The organism is Halomonas cerina (genome assembly GCF_014192215.1).
GTDB classification, from domain to species: domain Bacteria; phylum Pseudomonadota; class Gammaproteobacteria; order Pseudomonadales; family Halomonadaceae; genus Halomonas; species Halomonas cerina.
On record NZ_JACHXP010000002.1, the window covers coordinates 230,308 to 246,887 of the forward strand.

Sequence of the window (16,580 nt, forward strand, 5' to 3'; positions counted from 1 at the left end):
GAAGTCGCTAGCCGCACAAGGGACAAGAAGCAAGGAACAAGTCGTAAGGGGCAAGAGGCAAGCTTACCGGTTCTATTTTTCCCTTTTCCCTTTTCCCTTGAACCTCCGCTTGGCCGCTTGGCTGGTCACGCCGCCTCGGCCTTGCGATTGAGGACATCGAGGAGCGTCTCCACCGCCTGGAAGCGCGCCTCCTCGTCGTCCATGTCCGCCTCGAAGCGCAGGGTGTCGGCGCCCTCCAGACGATAGCGGTCCGGCGAGCGCTGGATCAGCTCGACCAGCGTCAGGGGGTCGACGCGGGTAAGGCCGGCGAAGATCACGCGGCCCTTCTCGGGCCCGGCCTCCAGCCGCGCGATACCCAGCCGCTCGGCACGCTGGCGCAGCCGGGTCTGGCGCAGCAGCGTCTTGACCGGGGCCGGTGGCAGCCCGAAACGGTCGATCATCTCCACCTGGAGCTCCTTCAGCTCGCCCTCCGTCTCGGCACTGGCGATGCGCTTGTACATCACCAGTCGCTGCTGGATGTCGTGTAGGTAGTCGTCCGGGATCAGCGCCGGCAGGTGGAGGCTGACCTCCACGCCTTCGTCCAGCGGGGCTTCGATATTGGGCGTCTTGCCGGCGCGGATGGCCTTCACCGCCCGGTCGAGCATCTGCATGTAGAGGTTGTAGCCCAGCGCCTCCATCTGGCCGCTCTGCTCGTCGCCCAGCAGCTCGCCGGCACCCCGGATCTCCATGTCATGACTGGCCAGGGTAAAGCCGGCCCCCAGGTCCTCGGCACCGGCGATGGCCTCCAGGCGCTTGACGGCATCCCGGGTCATGACCCGCGGGGACGGAGCCAGCAGATAGGCATAGGCCTGGTGGTGACTGCGGCCTACCCGGCCCCGCAGCTGGTGCAGCTGGGCCAGGCCGAACTTGTCGGCACGCTCGATGATGATGGTGTTGGCGCTGGGCACGTCGATGCCGGTCTCGATGATGGTCGAGCACACCAGCACGTTGAAGCGCTTGTGGTAGAAGTCCGACATCACCCGCTCCAGGGAACGTTCCGGCAGCTGGCCATGGGCGATGCCCACCCGGGCCTCGGGGACCAGGCTGCGCACCTTTTCGGCCGCCGTCTCGATGGTCTTGACCTCGTTGTGCAGGAAGTAGACCTGGCCACCGCGCAGGATCTCGCGCAGCAGCGCCTCCTTGATGACGGCCTCGTCGCGTTGCTGGACGAAGGTCTTCACCGACAGGCGCCGGGCGGGCGGGGTGGCGATGATCGACAGGTCGCGGATACCGCTCATCGCCATGTTCAGGGTCCGCGGAATCGGCGTGGCGGTGAGCGTCAGGATGTCCACCTCGGCCCGCAGGCTCTTCAGGCGCTCCTTCTGGGCCACACCGAAGCGGTGCTCCTCGTCGATGATCAACAGGCCCATGTTGGGGAAGCGCATCGACTTGGAGAGCAGCTTGTGGGTGCCGATGACGATATCGGCCTGGCCCTGTTCGATACGCTTGAGGGTTTCCGCCTGGCCCTTGCCGGCGGTGAAGCGTGAGACCAGCTCGATGCTCACCGCGGTGTCGGCGAAGCGGTCGCGGAAGTTCTCGTAGTGCTGGCGCGCCAGCAGGGTAGTGGGCACCAGCACCACCACCTGGCGCCCCGAGTGCACGGCCAGGAAGGCCGCCCGCATGGCCACCTCGGTCTTGCCGAAGCCGACATCGCCGCATACCACCCGGTCCATGGGCCTTGAGGCGGTCATGTCGTCCAGCACCGACTGGATGGCGACACGCTGGTCGGGCGTCTCCTCGAAGGGGAAGCTGGCGGCGAAGCGGGCATAGTCGGCATCCGGCGCCGCGCAGGCGAAGCCCGCCTTCGCCTCGCGGCGGGCATAGATGTCGAGCAGCTCGGCGGCGGTGTCGCGGATCTTCTCGGCGGCGCGGCGCCGTGCTTTCTCCCACTGCTCGGAACCCAGCCGGTGCAGGGGGGCCAGTTCGTCGTCGGCGCCGGCATAGCGGGAAATCAAATGAAGGCTGTCCACCGGCACATAGAGCTTGGCCCCGTCGGCATACTCCAGTGCCACGAACTCGGCGGCCAGGCCGCCGGCTTCGAGGGTCTCCAGGCCGCGGTAGCGGCCTACCCCATGGGCCTGGTGGACCACCGGCGCGCCCGGCTTGAGCTCGGAGAGGTGCCGGATGGCCAACTCGCTGTCGTCGGTGGCCTTCTCGCGGCGTCGGCTCTGGCGCACCACCTCGCCGAACAGCTCGGTCTCGCTGATCACGGCGAGGTCCGGGGTCTCGAGCCACAGTCCGGCGTCGATCTCGCCCTCGGTGAGCGCCAGACGCGTGTCGTCGCCGAGGAAGGCCGAGAAGTCCTCGACGTGAGGCAGGGCGAGCGATAGCGGGGCCAGGGTCTCCTCTAGGGCCTCGCGGCGCCCACGGGACTCGGCGACGAACAGCACGCGGGTGTCGCCGTGCGCCTCCAGGAAGGCCTGGAGGGCCGCCAGCGGCTCCCGGGCGCGGGCATTCACCGTGACCTCGGGGGCCGGCCGGGCGGCCGGCACCTTGGCATGGGGATGGGCGGTGTTGTCGGTCAGCTCGACCCGCGGGTGACGCTTGATGGCGCCGAACACCTCGTGTACCGGCACGAAGGCGCGGTGGGGGGGCAGCAGCGGGCGCGTCGGGTCCACGCCGAGGTTCTCGAAGCGACTCTCGATGGCGGCCCAATGGTGCTCGGCGGCTTCGACACAGCCGGGCATCAGGGCCACCCGGGTGCCTTCGGCCAGGTGCTCGAACAGCGTCGCGGTCGCGTCGAAGAACAGCGGCAGGTACTGCTCCAGGCCGGGGGAGGGAATTCCCTTGAGGGCGTCCACATACAGCGGGCACTGGCGCGGGTCCACGTCGAACAGGGTCTCGAAGGCCTCGCGAAAGCAGGCGATGGCCGAGCGCGACAGCGAGTACTCGTGGGCGGGCAACAGCTCGACCCGCTCGACCTTGTCCTGGCTGCGCTGGCTGTCGGGGTCGAAGTGGCGCAGGGTATCGATCTCGTCGTCGAACAGGTCGATGCGCAGGGGCGACTCGCTGCCCATGGGGAAGAGATCGATCAAAGCGCCGCGCAGGGCGTACTCGCCGGGCTCATAGACCGTCTCCACCGCACGGTAGCCCGCCCGGGAAAGGCGGTCGCGAAATCCCTCCCGATCCAGGGTCATGCCCACTTCCAGGGTCAGCACCCGGCCGGCGATGTAGTCCACCGGCGGCAGACGCTGCATCAGGGTGTTGATCGGCACCAGCACGATGCCATGCTCGCCACGCTGCAACAGCCGTAGGGTCCGCAAACGGGCCGAGACGATGTCCTGATGGGGCGAGAAACTGTCGTAGGGCAGGGTCTCCCAGTCGGGGAAGGGCAGCACCGGTCGGCGGGCATAGAAGCCCAAGTCGCTTTCCAGACGCTGGGCCTGGGCGGTGTCGGCGGTGATCACCAGCAGAGGCGCGTCGTCCGTCAGGTGAGCCAGGGCCAGGGCGGCGGCGCTGCCTGGCGGGGTCTGCCAATAGAGGGTCTCTCGCAGGCCTTGGGGCCGCGGTGGGTCGAGCGGCGAGAAGTTCGGCATGATGTCGGTCGATTGGGGCGGAGCGCGACGGGCCCCGCGGTGGACGGTATCGCGTGATGACGTGCTGGCATGATACCAGGCTCATGACGGCCGTGTAGTCAAGGGCAGGATTCTGTAATCCCCCTACAGCGGCTGCGACCATCCTGCGATTGCCCCCGAGCCGCAGACCCGGATAATGGTCGCATATTCCATCACCGCAGAAGAGGCCACCCCGTGAGTGAGCAACCCCTCGATACCGTCTTCCAGGAATGGCATGACAACCAGGCCGTCGCCGAGCGGATGATCCCGCTGATCGGCAGTCTCTACCGCCATCACAACGTGGTGACTACGCTGTACGGCCGGTCGCTGTTCAACCGCAGCGTCATCCGCATCCTCAAGGACCATCGCTACGTCCGCAAGATCGAGGGGACCGAGCTCTCCGTACAGGACACCTACCCGCTGGTCAAGGCGATGACCGAGCTCAACCTCGGGCCGGCTCACGTCGACGTCGGCAAGCTGGGGGTGGCCTTCAAGAAGCGCGGCGGCGGGGATGCCGTGGCCTTCCTGCGCGAGGAACTGGCCGAGATCGTCGATGGCCACAACCCGCAGTCCGGCAATGGCGTGCCCAAGGACGTGGTGCTCTATGGTTTCGGCCGCATCGGCCGCATCCTGGCCCGCGTGCTGATCGAGAAGGCCGGCGGTGGCAACCTGCTGCGCCTGCGGGCGATCGTGGTGCGCGGCCGTGGCGACATCGCCAAGGACCTGGAGAAACGGGCCAGCCTGCTGCGTCGCGACAGCGTCCACGGCCCCTTCGACGGCACCATCAGCGTGGACGTCGAGGCGCGCACCATCACCGCCAACGGCAATGTCATCCGGGTGATCTACGCCGACTCGCCCGCCGAGGTCGACTATACCGCCTACGGCATCGACAATGCCGTGGTGGTGGATAACACCGGCATCTGGCGCGATGAAGAGGGCCTGGGTCAGCACCTGGCCTGCAGGGGCGTGGCCAAGGCGCTGCTGACGGCTCCCGGCAAGGGCGACGTCAAGAACATCGTCTACGGTATCAACCACGCGGATATCACCGACGAGGACCGCATCATCTCCGCGGCCTCCTGCACCACCAACGCCATCGTGCCGGTGCTCAAGGTGCTCAACGACGAGTTTGGCGTCGCGCATGGCCATGTCGAGACCGTGCATGCCTATACCAACGACCAGAACCTGATCGACAACTACCACAAGGGCGATCGCCGCGGCCGCAGCGCCCCGCTGAACATGGTGTTGACCGAGACCGGTGCCGCCAAGGCGGTGGCCAAGGCGCTGCCGGAGTTCGCCGGCAAGCTGACCGGCAACGCCATCCGCGTGCCGATTCCCAACGTCTCCATGGCCATTCTCAACCTGACCCTGGATCATGCGGTCGATGCCGAGGGACTCAACGACTATCTGCGCCGCATGTCCATCGACTCCGCCTATCAGAAGCAGATCGACTACGTCGACTCGCCCGAGGTGGTTTCCTCGGATTTCGTCGGCAACCGTCATGCCGGCATCGTCGACGCCAAGGCCACCATCGCCAACGGCAAGAACGCCGTGGTCTATGTCTGGTACGACAACGAGTTCGGCTACAGCTGCCAGGTGATTCGCATCCTGCAGCACATCTCTAACGTGCACTTCCTCAAGCTGCCCCGCGCCCAGGCGTAAAGCCGCTGCCTCCCGCCGGTTCCCGCCGGCGGGAGGTCCCGCCTCTGTCCAGCAGGCGTCATGGCTAGGGCCTTCCGGCTGATTCTGCCCCCTTCTTTTAGCTGGTCTTTTCAACGCCCTTTCAACTGCCTACGACGCTCCGGCCCTCGCCGTATCCGCCGCCTTGCGACCTAAGGTCAGGTGGTCTTCGTCACGTCTTCTCATTATAATACGGTGGATTTTCGGGGTGGTTCGAGCTCGCCTCGGGCCTGACTGGTAGCATTCATTCAATTCCAATCCATTCGAACCCCTTTCCTTCATCTATCCGATCCATCAACTGGGCGAGACTATGATCGAAGTCAAGAAAGGCCTGGATCTCCCCATCACGGGGGCGCCGGAGGCGCGTGTCGAGGATGCGCGTCCGGTGCGCCATGTGGCCGTCCTGGGTACCGACTATGTCGGCATGAAGCCGACCATGGAGGTCCGGGAAGGAGACAAGGTCAAGCTGGGCCAGCTGCTCTTCACCGACAAGAAGGTCGACGGCGTGCGCTTCACCGCCCCGGCGGCCGGCGAGGTCGTGGCGATCCACCGCGGGGAGAAGCGCCGGCTGCTCTCGGTGGTCATCAAGGTCGATGACCACGAGGAGACGGTGGCGTTCACCGCCCATGGGCGCGACAAGCTGGAAAGCCTCGAGCGCCAGGTCGTGGTCGATCAACTGGTCGAGTCGGGGCTGTGGACCGCCCTGCGGACTCGTCCCTACTCGCGTACCCCGGCCATCGACAGCACGCCGACCGACGTCTTCGTCACCGCCATCGACACCCACCCGCTGTCCGCCGATCCCACCGGGCTCATCAATGAGCAGGCCGAGGCCTTCGAGGATGGGCTCAAGGTGCTCACCCGGTTGACCGAGGGTAAGGTCTACCTGTGCACCGCTCCCGGCACCCAGGTGCCCGGCGCCGGGCTCGAGGGCGTCCAGCACGAGACCTTCGGCGGGCCGCACCCGGCCGGCCTGGTCGGTACCCATATCCATCACCTCTCACCCGTGGCCCTGCACAAGCGCGTCTGGCACGTCGGCTATCAGGACGTCATTGCCTTTGGCAAGCTGTTCGCCGAAGGCCGGCTGGATGTGTCGCGCGTGATCGCCGTGGGGGGGCCGCGTGCCGAGAAACCCCGTCTGCTGCGCACCCGCGTCGGGGCCAGCACCGAGGAGCTGCTGGCCGGCGAGGTCATCGACCCCGAGGATACCCGGGTGATCTCGGGCTCGGTGTTCGCCGGCTTCACCTGCGAAGGCAGCCTGCGCTACCTGGGCCGCTTCCATAACCAGATCAGCCTGCTCGAGGAAGGCAACAAGCGGGTCTGGCTAGGCTGGCTGTCGCCCGGCGCCAACCGTCACTCCGTGCTCGGCATCTACCTGTCGAAGCTCAAGGGGTTGCGCAACTACGCACCGGATACCTCGACGAATGGCTCCGAGCGGGCCATGGTGCCGGTGGGCACGTACGAGCAAGTGATGCCGCTGGACATCCTGCCCACCCAGCTGCTGCGCTCGCTGATCGTCGGCGACATCGAGACGGCGATGCAGCTCGGCTGCCTGGAGCTGGATGAGGAGGACCTGGCGCTGTGCACCTATGTGTGCCCCGGCAAGTACGAATACGGTCCCATCCTGCGTGACAACCTCACCATGATCGAGAAAGAGGCCTGATGATGGGTATCCGACAGACACTCGCCAATCTCGAGCCGCACTTTCACAAGGGCGGCAAGTACGAGAAGTTCTACCCGCTCTTCGAGGCGGTGGACACCATCTTCTACTCCCCGCCCAGCGTGACCAAGACCACCGCCCACGTGCGTGACGGCATCGACCTCAAGCGGATCATGATCACCGTCTGGGCCTGCACCTTCCCGGCGATGTTCTTCGGCATGTGGAACGCCGGCTGGCAGGCCAATGTGGCCATCGCCGAGGGCTTCGGCTCCATGGGCGGTTGGCGCGAGGCGATCTTGATGACCCTGGCCGGCGGCCATGACGCCGACAGCCTCTGGGCCAACTTCGTGCTCGGCGCCACCTACTTCCTGCCCATCTACCTGGTGACCTTCGTGGTGGGGGGGTTCTGGGAAGTGCTCTTCGCCATCAAGCGGGGACATGAGGTCAATGAGGGCTTCTTCGTCACCTCCGTGCTCTATGCCTTGATCCTGCCGGCGACCATCCCGCTGTGGCAGGTGGCGCTGGGTATCACCTTCGGCGTGGTAATCGGCAAGGAAATCTTCGGCGGCACCGGCAAGAACTTCCTCAACCCGGCCCTGACCGGCCGCGCCTTCCTGTATTTCGCCTACCCGGCGCAGATCTCCGGTGATGCGGTCTGGGTGGCCGCCGATGGCTATACCGGAGCCACCGCGCTGTCTGCCGCCTACCAGAGCGGCATGGGCGTGCTGCAGGAGCAGCTCGGCTGGTGGGACGCCTTCCTCGGCTTCATGCCCGGCTCGGTGGGGGAGACGTCGACGCTGGCGATCCTCATCGGTGCCGCGGTCTTGCTATGGACGGGAATCGCCTCGTGGCGGATCGTGCTCGGCACTTTCCTGGGCATGGTGGTCACCAGCATGCTGTTCAACCTGATCGGTTCCGACACCAACCCGATGTTCGCCATGCCCTGGTATTGGCACCTGGTGGTGGGGGGCTTCGCCTTCGGCATGGTCTTCATGGCTACCGATCCGGTCTCGGCCTCCATGACCAATCCAGGCCGGCTGATCTTCGGGGCGCTGATCGGCGCCATGACCGTCCTGATCCGTGTCGTCAATCCGGCCTTCCCGGAGGGCATCATGCTGGCGATCCTGTTCGCCAACCTGTTCGCCCCGCTGATCGATCACTTCTTTGTTCAGGCCAACATCAAGCGCCGCCTGCAGCGTACCGGTGTTCCGGCTGAGGAGACTGCCTGATGGCACAGAGCAACAACTCCATCAAGAAGATCCTGACGGTGGCGTTCGCACTTTGCATCGTGTGTTCGATCATCGTCTCGACCGCCGCCGTCGGCCTGCGCGAAAGGCAACAGCGCAACCAGGAGCTCGACCGCAAGTCAAACATCCTCAGTGTGGCCGGACTCGACGAGCCGGGGATGGATATCGAGACCGCCTTCCAGCAGGTCACGCCGCGGGTGGTCGACCTGCGCACCGGCGAGTATGCCGACCAGTTCGATCCCGATACCTACAACGCCTTCGAGGCCGCCCGGGACCCGGCCCAGTCACGGACCCTGTCCGGCGAGCGGGACATTGCCGGCCTGTCGCGTCAGGAGAACTACAGTACGGTGTACCTGGTGGGCGACCCCGACGATCCCGAGCAGATCATCCTGCCGATCCGCGGCCAGGGGCTGTGGGGCCTGATGCGTGGCTACCTGGCCGTGCAGGGTGACGGCAACACCATCGAGGGCATCACCTACTACTCCCATGCCGAGACCCCGGGACTGGGTGCCGAGGTCAACAACCCGCGCTGGCAAGCCCAGTGGGATGGCAAGGAGATCTATCCCAGTGCGGACAGTGTCCAGCCGGCGATCGAGCTGGTGAAGGGAGGCGCCAGCGGGGAGACCGAGGTCGATGCGCTTTCCGGGGCGACCCTGACCAGCAACGGCGTCACCAACATGCTGCAGTTCTGGCTCGGCCCGGCGGGCTTCGGCGAGTATCTCGCCCGATTCCGTAGCGGTATCACCCGGGACGAGGTGCAGGACGCTTCCATCGACAGTGACCAGACTGAAGGAGCCTGATCATGTCTGCTGCGACCCCCAAGGGCGTCCTGACGACGCCGATCTTCAAGAACAACCCCATCGCCCTGCAGATCCTCGGTATCTGCTCGGCGCTGGCGGTGACCACCAGCATGAGCGTGTCGCTGGTGATGACGCTGGCGGTGATCTTCGTCACGGCCTTCTCGAACCTGTTCGTGTCGCTGATCCGCCACCACATCCCGTCTGCCATCCGCATCATCGTGCAGATGACCATCATCGCCTCGCTGGTGATCGTGGTGGACCAGATCCTCAAGGCCTATGCCTACGAGATGTCCAAGCAGCTGTCGGTCTTCGTCGGCCTGATCATCACCAACTGCATCGTGATGGGCCGCGCCGAGGGCTTCGCCATGACCAACACCCCGGGAATGGCCTTCCTGGACGGCATCGGCAACGGGCTCGGCTACGGCTTCATCCTCATGGTCGTGGGCTTCGTGCGTGAACTGCTGGGGGCCGGCAGCGTGTTCGGCTTCACCGTGCTGCAGCCCGTGCAGGACGGCGGCTGGTACGTACCCAATGGCCTGCTGCTGCTGCCCCCGTCGGCATTCTTCATCATCGGCCTGATCATCTGGGTGCTGCGTGCCCTGAACCCGGAGCAGATCGAGGAGAATGAGTTCGTGATGAAGGAAAACACCCAGCCGAAGGAGGCCGTGTAACATGGAACACTATCTGAGCCTGTTCGTCGCCTCGGTCTTCGTCGAGAATATGGCCCTGGCGTTCTTTCTCGGCATGTGTACCTTCCTGGCCGTGTCCAAGAAGGTCTCCTCGGCCTTCGGCCTGGGCATCGCGGTCATCGTGGTGCTGGGTGTCACCGTGCCGGTCAACAACCTGGTCTACACCTTCCTGCTGCAGGAAGGCGCCCTGACCTGGACCGGGATCAGCGGGGCCGAGAACATCGATCTCTCCTTCCTGGGTCTGCTCTCCTATATCGGCGTCATCGCCGCCCTGGTGCAGATCATGGAGATGTTCCTCGACAAGTACGTGCCGGTGCTCTACAACGCCCTGGGCGTCTTCCTGCCGCTGATTACCGTGAACTGCGCCATCCTCGGTGGCGTGCTGTTCATGGTCGAGCGTAACTACAACTTCGGGGAGGCCGTGGTCTATGGCGTGGGGGCCGGCACCGGCTGGGCGCTGGCTATCACGGCGCTGGCCGGAATCCGCGAGAAGCTCAAGTACAGCGACGTACCGGCCTCCCTGCAGGGGCTGGGGATCACCTTCATCACCGTGGGGCTGATGTCGCTGGGCTTCATGTCCTTCTCCGGCATCCAGCTCTGAGGCGGGCTCGCCGGTGGCGCGGTGCGCCGCCGGCGACCAGGCAACGTCAAGCAATAGGAAACCGACATGGTTGATACAACAGTCATCTTGCTCGGTGTGGTCATGTTCACCGTGGTCGTCATCGGCCTGGTTCTGGTGATCCTGGCTGCCCGCAGCAGGCTCGTCAGCACCGGGGATGTGACCATCGAGGTCAACGGCGACCCTGAGCACACCCTGACCACTCAGGCCGGCGGCAAGCTGCTGAACACCCTGGCGGCCAATGGCATCTTCCTCTCCTCCGCCTGCGGCGGCGGTGGCTCCTGTGCCCAGTGCAAGTGCGTCGTGGAGGAAGGGGGTGGGGCCATCCTGCCCACCGAGGAGTCCCACTTCACCCTGCGCGAGAAGAAGCAGGGCTGGCGCCTCTCCTGCCAGGTACCGGTGAAGCAGGACATGAAGATCGAGGTCCCGGAAGAGGTCTTCGGCGTCAAGCAGTGGGAATGCGAGGTCATCGCCAACCCCAACGTCGCCACCTTCATCAAGGAGCTCAACCTCAAGCTGCCCGAGGGGGAGGAAGTGGCCTTCCGTGCCGGTGGCTATGTGCAGCTCGTGGCCCCGCCCTACGACATCAAGTTTTCCGACTTCGACATCGAGGAGGAGTACCGGGGCGACTGGGAGAAGTTCGGGCTGTTCGATATCTCCCACAAGAACCACGAGGAAGTCATCCGCGCCTACTCCATGGCGAACTACCCGGACGAGAAGGGCATCCTCAAGTTCAACATCCGCATCGCCACGCCGCCGCCCAACACCAGCCATCCGCCGGGCCTGATGTCCACCTATGTGTTCAGCCTCAAGCCCGGGGACAAGGTCACCGTGATGGGGCCCTTCGGCGAGTTCTTCGCCAAGGACACCGACGCCGAGATGGTGTTCATCGGGGGTGGGGCCGGCATGGCACCGATGCGCAGCCACATCTTCGATCAGCTCAAGCGGCTCAAGACCAACCGCAAGATCTCCTTCTGGTATGGCGCGCGCTCCTGGCGCGAGACCTTCTACAACGAAGAGTACGACCAACTGGCCGAGGAGTTCCCCAACTTCGAGTGGCACCTGGCGCTCTCCGATCCGCTGCCCGAGGATAACTGGGACGGGCCGACCGGCTTTATCCACAACGTACTCTATGAGAACTACCTCAAGGAGCATCCGGCGCCTGAGGACTGCGAGTACTACATGTGTGGGCCGCCCATGATGAACGCCTCCGTCATCAAGCTGCTGCTTGATCTGGGGGTCGAGCCGGAGAACATCATGCTGGATGACTTCGGCGGCTAACGTTCCCCGGTCGATGATACAATGGGGCTGGTCCACCGGACCGGCCCTTTTGTGCTTTAGGAACAGAATTGGCCTGAATACGACAGGAGAGACCACATGAGTACCTTTCTCGTTGTGCTGGCGTTCATGCTGCTGATCATGGCGGCCATGGCGATCGGCGTGATCATGGGGCGCAAGCCCATCGCCGGATCCTGTGGTGGGCTCAACCAACTCGGCCTCAAGCAGGGATGCGAAGTCTGCGGCGGCAAGGACGAGGTCTGCGAGGAGCAGAGCCGCAAGCCTGGCGACGCCCGGCACAGTGCCCGTCGTCGCAGTGATGAGAGCCGCGGTGCCGACCTCGGCTATGACGCTACCCGGCGGTAGGCCCTCAGAGCCACCTCTTTCTTACCGTCCCTCTTCCCAGCCTCTAGTCAGCCCCTAGCGGCGGCCCGGCCCCTCGCCGAAGAGGGCGCCTGGGGCCCGCCGACCCCCTTCCGTTATAGCTCGCCTTGAGCGTCGAGGCCCGGCCCTTGCCGGGCCTCGATTCTTCCCGTCTCTGTCCTCCTAGCTCGCTGAGCCCCGCCTTGCTGACATTTCTTGACCCGTGATCGCTGGATGAGCGAGTCGCGGAATAAAGCCAAAGTATGAAGCAGTTAATGCTAATGCACTTGAGAAATAACAGTTACGCAGAGCAGGAGCCCATTGAGTAACCTTGTGTAGACAAAACTTAGCTTTTGTAACTGAACGGTAAGCCACAATCGGTCATTCGGTCTGAGAGGAAAAACCGGCAACCTCTCGGGCGGTAGCGTGGCTTGACGGCGCATACCCCGACGGGTGCATGACGCACAGTAGGCTATCCGGGCGGGTGGCCGGCGGTCGGTAACGTGTTTCCAGTTAATACATTATGGCTTGGCACGTGCGCAGGCACGTGATCCAGGGACCTCGAAGCCGTAAAAGTAATACGAGGAAATCGATGAGCACCTATTATCGCCCCGAAGTGGATGGCTTGCGGGCAGTCGCTGTGATACCCGTCATCCTGTTCCACGCCGGTCTTGACGCCTGGAGTGGTGGTTTCGTCGGTGTCGATATCTTCTTCGTGGTCAGTGGCTACCTGATCACCGGCATCATCTATAACGAGATTCGTCAGGGGAATTTCTCGATCATCAAGTTTTATGAGAGACGGGCCAGGCGCATACTGCCGGCCCTTTTCTTCGTGAGCTTGACGTGCCTCGCCATAGCCTGGATATGGATGCTGCCGAAAGAGTTCAGTAAACTCAGCGAGAGCCTGGTGGCCGTCAACCTGTTTGTCTCCAACATCTATTTCTGGCAGGACGTGGACTATTTTGCCGGTCCCGCCGACATGCAACCCTTTCTCCATACCTGGAGCCTGGCCGTTGAGGAACAGTTCTATCTGTTCTTCCCCCTGGTCATGCTCGTACTGGGCATGCTGAGGAGGCACTACCTTCTGGTCATGGTGTTCCTGGCCTTTCTCCTCAGCTTGATCCTGGCAGAATATGGCGCACGCAATCATCCTGCGGCCAACTTCTATCTACTGCCGACACGCGCCTGGGAGTTGATGGCCGGTGCGCTGATCGCGATTGGCCTCCATGAACGCGAACTCAAGTTGCCTAGGGCAATCCATGATGGCGGGGCCTTCCTCGGCCTGGGCATGATCCTTTACTCGATCTTCCTCTTTGACGAAAGCACGCCCTTCCCCAGTCTGTGGGCCCTGATTCCGGTACTCGGGGCTGCACTGGTGATCCTGTTCGCGAGACATGACAATGCAGCGGGCAAGTTGCTGGCTGCGAAGCCTGTCGTAGGCATCGGACTGATCAGCTACAGTGCCTACCTGTGGCATCAACCTGTCTTTGTATTCGCCAGGGAGCGTAGCTTCGGTGCTCTCTCGCAGAGCGATTTCCTGCTGCTGAGTCTGCTGTCCCTGATCCTGGCTTATTTCTCCTGGCGCTTCGTGGAGCAGCCATTCCGCGACAAACGCAATTTTAGTCGGGCGACGATTTTTTCCGGTGCCTTGGCCGGCACGGTCTGCTTCATTGGTATCGGGCTTTACGGCACCTACACACAAGGCATTCCCTGGCGCCTGAATGCTGCCGTGGCCCAAGTGGCCGATGTGAGAAATGACCGGCACCTGCAGTCGGAAGGCTGCCAGTCCATGCCAGGCAGGGTCATTCCCATCGAAGAAGCCTGTGAGTACAACGGCGAGTACATGGACAAGGTGGTGGTGTGGGGCGATAGCCAGGCTACGCCTCTGGTCGGGCCGGTGGCAGAAAGGGCGAAAGACCTGGGGTTGGGTGTGAAGCAGTTTGTCTATACGAACTGCCTGCCGGTGGCGGGTTATACGCGAAGCGATGAGCCCGAGTGTGGAAGCTTCAATGAAGACGCTATGAACTACATGGTCGATAACGACCATGTCAAGCTGGTGGTCATGCTGGGTCGCTATCCCCTCCAGTTCGAAGGGGAAACCTTCGATAACCGGGAAGGGGGCATCGAGGAGGATAATACGGTGTATGCGGTTCCTTTCGACAAGGCAAAGACTGTCGATCCGGCGATGATGACGAATCGCGTGCCTCTCGTCGGGGAGCGCATTCAGCAGACTGTCAACACCCTCGTCAGCGATGGAAAGAAAGTGGTGCTTATTTATCCGGTGCCTGAAGTGGGATGGGATGTTCCCTTTACCCTGGCCAAGGAAATGATGTACGGCAAGGCAAGAGCCGCGCCGCTGTCGACCAGTCATGAGGTCTTCAAAGAGCGGGTCGCCTCCGCCTACGAACAACTCGACCTGGTCGAGAATCACAAGAATCTTCTGAAGATCAAGCCTGAATCCCTGTTTTGCGATACCTATCTGACAGGACGGTGTACAACGCAGGTGAACGATGAGCTGCTTTATTATGACAACAACCACTTGAGCAAGGCCGGCGCTACGCTGGTGGTCGACCATATCTTCGATGAGATGAAGGAGGTCGGATGGTTGAAGGACAAGCGAGTCGAGCTGGGCTGGTTGAATGACTGAGCCGGCAGCTGAATCGGCACATCGGCTTTTAATGGAAATGACATACAAAGTTCAGGGAATGTTATGAAGATACTTATTATCGGCAACATGGGGTATGTCGGACCCGCCGTCGTCCGTGAGCTGGCCCATCGCCATCCCGAGGCCATTCTCCATGGCTATGACAATGCCTATTTTGCGCACTGTCTGACCGGTACTCCCTTCCTGCCCGAGCGCTATCTTTCCCAGCAGTACTTCGGCGATGTCCGCGAGATCCCCGACCGCTTTCTTGAAGGCTATGAGGCGGTGGTCCAATTGGCGGCCGTGTCCAATGATCCGATGGGAAGCCGATTCGCCGCGGTCACGAGAGAAATCAATCAGGAAGCTACCGTGTCGATTGCCCGCCAGGCGGCCAGGGTCGGCGTGCAGAACTTTGTCTTCGCCTCGAGCTGCAGTGTCTATGGCGTCGCCACGGGAGGGCCACGCACGGAGCATGACCCGGTAGCTCCCATGACGGATTACGCCAAGTCCAAGATCGGCAGCGAGGATGCCTTGGCCAGCATCGAAGGCGATATGGTGATCACAAGCCTGAGGTTTGCCACGGCCTGTGGCATGTCGGATCGCCTGCGGCTGGATCTGGTCCTCAACGACTTCGTCGCCTGTGCCCTCAGTCAAGGCAAGATTAGCGTCCTCAGCGATGGCTCACCCTGGCGTCCTCTGATCGATGTCAGCGACATGGCGCGGGCCATCGACTGGGCGATCCAGCGAAGGGCCGACAACGGCGGCAGGATACTCAGCCTCAATACGGGCTCCAATGAACGTAACCATCAGGTCCGCGACCTCGCCGCTGCCGTGGCCGATGCGGTGCCGGGTACCACGGTGAGCATCAACACCGATGCGGCGGTCGACAGTCGTTCCTATCAGGTCGATTTCAGTCTCTTTGCTCGCTTGGCGCCCGACCATCAGCCCCTGATGACCCTGTCCGATTCGATCCAGGGATTGATCGATGGGTTAACGGGCATGGCGTTTGCGGACGCGGAATTCCGCTCCTCCCCCTTGATGCGCCTTCAGGTGCTCCAAGCACATGTCGACTCGGGACGCCTCTCGGAAGGCTTGCAGTGGCTGGAATGACGGTAACGGGAAGGGGGCATCCCAGGAGCGTGTCACTTAACGTTCTGGGTGATGACCTCCTCGATGATGAGCGGTTGCTAATGACAACGTACCCAGAAGAGGTGGGATCATGAAAGTGGCAATTCTGGCAGGCGGCTTTGGTACTCGACTGAGCGAAGAGACATCGATTCGTCCCAAACCCATGGTCGAAGTGGGTGGACGGCCCATCCTGTGGCATATCATGAAGCTCTATTCACATCATGGCTTCAAGGACTTTGTCATTCTGGGGGGATACAAGGTCGAGCAGATTCGCGATTACTTCCTGAACTATCGGGGAAAACGAACCGACTATACCATCGACCTCAAGAGCGGAAAGGTCGAGTGGCTGCAAGGCATCAACGAGGACTGGACCGTGACGGTCCTCGATACCGGGGCCGATGCCCTGACAGGCGGGCGTATCAAGAAGGCCATGCATTTGTTGTCCGATGGCCCGTTTTGCCTGACCTACGGTGATGGCGTCAGCAATGTGGACATCAATGCGCTGGTCGATGCCCACAAGGCCTCTGATCGCTGGTGCACGCTGACCGCCGTGACCCAACCCGGACGCTATGGGGCCTTGCGCTTGAACGAGGATGCCAACCGCGTGATGGCCTTCCGCGAAAAGGGTGCCGTCGATGGTGGCCTGATCAATGGTGGTTTCTTTGTCTGTGAGCCGGAAGTCTTCGACCTGATCGATAATGACCAGACGACCTGGGAAAATGAACCCATGGAACGGATGGTGGAACTTGGCAAGCTGGGGTATTACCACCATCAAGGCTATTGGCAGAGCATGGACTCGCTACGCGACAAGATGGTGCTGGAGAAGGCCTGGGAAAATAACCCGCCCTGGAAGGTCTGGAAGGATTGATAGCGGAATATCCAACC

At 62.8% G+C, this 16,580-nt stretch carries 12 protein-coding genes; 11 read left to right on the top strand and 1 reads right to left on the bottom strand.

The genetic code is table 11. From position 1 onward, the window contains the following. Nucleotides 1–125: 125 nt before the first annotated feature. Nucleotides 126–3,575 (bottom strand): transcription-repair coupling factor, encoded by a 3,450-nt coding sequence (gene mfd / locus FHR94_RS02985; protein WP_183324134.1) that lies wholly within the window; start codon nucleotides 3,573–3,575, stop codon nucleotides 126–128. A gap of 213 nt (nucleotides 3,576–3,788) precedes the next feature. Here mfd and FHR94_RS02990 point away from each other — a divergent pair, with 213 nt between their 5' ends. The 11 genes from FHR94_RS02990 (at nucleotide 3,789) to rfbF (ending at nucleotide 16,563) form a co-directional block, all read left to right on the top strand. Further along, nucleotides 3,789–5,252 carry a glyceraldehyde-3-phosphate dehydrogenase gene (locus tag FHR94_RS02990; RefSeq protein ID WP_183324135.1) on the top strand — a complete coding sequence of 488 codons (1,464 nt, stop codon included), beginning with the start codon at nucleotides 3,789–3,791 and terminating at the stop codon, nucleotides 5,250–5,252. A gap of 328 nt (nucleotides 5,253–5,580) precedes the next feature. Further along, entirely contained in the window at nucleotides 5,581–6,930 is a 1,350-nt protein-coding gene (locus FHR94_RS02995) for a Na(+)-translocating NADH-quinone reductase subunit A (protein ID WP_183324136.1), read from the top strand. Then, on the top strand, nucleotides 6,930–8,156 hold the full coding sequence (locus FHR94_RS03000) for an NADH:ubiquinone reductase (Na(+)-transporting) subunit B (protein ID WP_183324137.1): 1,227 nt from the start codon (nucleotides 6,930–6,932) through the stop codon (nucleotides 8,154–8,156). Before FHR94_RS02995 ends, FHR94_RS03000 begins: the two co-directional genes overlap by 1 nt. Continuing rightward, entirely contained in the window at nucleotides 8,156–8,974 is an 819-nt protein-coding gene (locus FHR94_RS03005; RefSeq protein ID WP_183324138.1) for a Na(+)-translocating NADH-quinone reductase subunit C, read from the top strand. Before FHR94_RS03000 ends, FHR94_RS03005 begins: the two co-directional genes overlap by 1 nt. Before the next feature lie 2 nt (nucleotides 8,975–8,976). Further along, the gene (locus FHR94_RS03010) at nucleotides 8,977–9,645 is read left to right on the top strand and encodes an NADH:ubiquinone reductase (Na(+)-transporting) subunit D (RefSeq protein ID WP_183324139.1); all 669 of its coding nucleotides are present in this window, start codon (nucleotides 8,977–8,979) and stop codon (nucleotides 9,643–9,645) included. A gap of 1 nt (nucleotide 9,646) precedes the next feature. Continuing rightward, on the top strand, nucleotides 9,647–10,264 hold the full coding sequence (nqrE, locus tag FHR94_RS03015; RefSeq protein ID WP_183324140.1) for an NADH:ubiquinone reductase (Na(+)-transporting) subunit E: 618 nt from the start codon (nucleotides 9,647–9,649) through the stop codon (nucleotides 10,262–10,264). Between the two features lie 66 nt (nucleotides 10,265–10,330). After that, complete coding sequence (gene nqrF / locus FHR94_RS03020; RefSeq protein ID WP_183324141.1) at nucleotides 10,331–11,563, top strand: NADH:ubiquinone reductase (Na(+)-transporting) subunit F; 1,233 nt, start codon at nucleotides 10,331–10,333, stop codon at nucleotides 11,561–11,563. Nucleotides 11,564–11,659: 96 nt separating this feature from the next. Next, nucleotides 11,660–11,926: a (Na+)-NQR maturation NqrM gene (gene nqrM / locus FHR94_RS03025; RefSeq protein ID WP_183324142.1), complete on the top strand. Its 267-nt coding sequence runs from the start codon at nucleotides 11,660–11,662 to the stop codon at nucleotides 11,924–11,926. A gap of 589 nt (nucleotides 11,927–12,515) precedes the next feature. Further along, a complete protein-coding gene (locus FHR94_RS03030; protein ID WP_183324143.1) occupies nucleotides 12,516–14,570 on the top strand; it encodes an acyltransferase family protein in 2,055 nt (684 codons plus the stop codon). A 63-nt stretch (nucleotides 14,571–14,633) separates the two neighbouring features. Beyond that, nucleotides 14,634–15,677: an NAD-dependent epimerase/dehydratase family protein gene (locus tag FHR94_RS03035; protein WP_183324144.1), complete on the top strand. Its 1,044-nt coding sequence runs from the start codon at nucleotides 14,634–14,636 to the stop codon at nucleotides 15,675–15,677. Between the two features lie 109 nt (nucleotides 15,678–15,786). Next, the gene (gene rfbF, locus FHR94_RS03040) at nucleotides 15,787–16,563 is read left to right on the top strand and encodes a glucose-1-phosphate cytidylyltransferase (RefSeq protein ID WP_183324145.1); all 777 of its coding nucleotides are present in this window, start codon (nucleotides 15,787–15,789) and stop codon (nucleotides 16,561–16,563) included. Nucleotides 16,564–16,580: the final 17 nt, after the last annotated feature.

Excerpts from the sequence above, each read along its gene's own strand:
- FHR94_RS03035 (WP_183324144.1), top strand. The coding sequence starts at position 14,634 with ATGAAGATACTTATTATCGGCAACATGGGGTATGTCGGACCCGCCGTC.
- FHR94_RS02995 (WP_183324136.1), top strand. The coding sequence starts at position 5,581 with ATGATCGAAGTCAAGAAAGGCCTGGATCTCCCCATCACGGGGGCGCCG.
- nqrF (WP_183324141.1), top strand. The coding sequence starts at position 10,331 with ATGGTTGATACAACAGTCATCTTGCTCGGTGTGGTCATGTTCACCGTG.
- FHR94_RS03030 (WP_183324143.1), top strand. The coding sequence starts at position 12,516 with ATGAGCACCTATTATCGCCCCGAAGTGGATGGCTTGCGGGCAGTCGCT.
- FHR94_RS03000 (WP_183324137.1), top strand. The coding sequence starts at position 6,930 with ATGATGGGTATCCGACAGACACTCGCCAATCTCGAGCCGCACTTTCAC.
- FHR94_RS03005 (WP_183324138.1), top strand. The coding sequence starts at position 8,156 with ATGGCACAGAGCAACAACTCCATCAAGAAGATCCTGACGGTGGCGTTC.
- mfd (WP_183324134.1), bottom strand. The coding sequence starts at position 3,575 with ATGCCGAACTTCTCGCCGCTCGACCCACCGCGGCCCCAAGGCCTGCGA.
- FHR94_RS03010 (WP_183324139.1), top strand. The coding sequence starts at position 8,977 with ATGTCTGCTGCGACCCCCAAGGGCGTCCTGACGACGCCGATCTTCAAG.
- rfbF (WP_183324145.1), top strand. The coding sequence starts at position 15,787 with ATGAAAGTGGCAATTCTGGCAGGCGGCTTTGGTACTCGACTGAGCGAA.
- nqrM (WP_183324142.1), top strand. The coding sequence starts at position 11,660 with ATGAGTACCTTTCTCGTTGTGCTGGCGTTCATGCTGCTGATCATGGCG.
- nqrE (WP_183324140.1), top strand. The coding sequence starts at position 9,647 with ATGGAACACTATCTGAGCCTGTTCGTCGCCTCGGTCTTCGTCGAGAAT.